The following is an 846-nucleotide window of genomic DNA, read 5'->3' on the forward strand; positions in this document are numbered from 1 at the left end:
ATCGTGCGTCGTGCGCTGCAGGCTCCGGCCCGCCAGATCGCGGCCAACGCCGGTGCGGAAGCATCGATCGTTGCCGGCAAGATCCTTGAGAACAAGGGCGCGACCTTCGGCTACAACGCCCAGACCGGCGAATATGGCGACATGATCGCCATGGGTATCGTCGATCCGGTCAAGGTTGTCCGTACGGCTCTCCAGGACGCGGCCTCGGTCGCCGGCCTGCTGGTCACCACTGAAGCCATGATCGCGGAGGCTCCGAAGAAGGAGTCGGCTGGCGGCGGCGGCATGCCTGGCGGCATGGGTGGCGGCGGCATGGGCGGCATGGGCGGTATGGATTTCTAATCCAGCTCTGGCAGCTTTCGCAACGAGAGGGCGGCATCAATGCCGCCCTCTTTTTTTGCGAACCTCGGTCCGATGAACGATCGACGCCAACGCCGGCCATCGGCGTTAGGGCAACCTCAAAAGAACTGTCGAGTTGGTTGCGCGCGGCTTTGCGTCATCAGAGGCGCAAGGCGGTCGCGTGTGAGGATTGCGCGGTCCCATAGGCGGTTTCGGCATGTGCCTCACCTTCGACATCGACATTGCGGCCAAGCAGGAAATCGGCGGCTTTCGAGGCATGGCTTGCGGCGCGGAAGATGGCGCGGTTGTCCTCGCGCAAAACCGTCAGCCATGAGCCGATGTAGTCCGCATGGCGCACGGTCGGCTCGATGCCGAGACTGCTGCAGATGAAGGCTGATGCGATTTCGGCGACGAGTTCCTCGCGCGCATAGGTGTTGGACCCGAAGGAGCCGGATAGGTCGCGCGCGAGTCGCCTCGGGTGGCCGGTCCAGTGGCCAAGCTCGTGAAAGC

The 846-nt window shown here is 63.9% G+C and carries 2 protein-coding genes; one reads left to right on the top strand and one right to left on the bottom strand.

What is annotated here, in order from left to right; genetic code table 11:
* Nucleotides 1-339, top strand: a 339-nt coding sequence (locus EN955_RS34575; protein ID WP_281034488.1) for a TCP-1/cpn60 chaperonin family protein, incomplete at its 5' end; no start/stop codon positions are given.
* Between the two features lie 157 nt (nucleotides 340-496).
* Here EN955_RS34575 and EN955_RS34580 read toward each other — a convergent pair.
* On the bottom strand, nucleotides 497-846 hold a 350-nt coding region (locus tag EN955_RS34580; RefSeq protein WP_245492857.1), incomplete at its 5' end, for a zincin-like metallopeptidase domain-containing protein.

The organism is Mesorhizobium sp. M7A.F.Ca.CA.001.04.2.1 (assembly GCF_003998485.1).
Lineage (GTDB): Bacteria > Pseudomonadota > Alphaproteobacteria > Rhizobiales > Rhizobiaceae > Mesorhizobium > Mesorhizobium ciceri.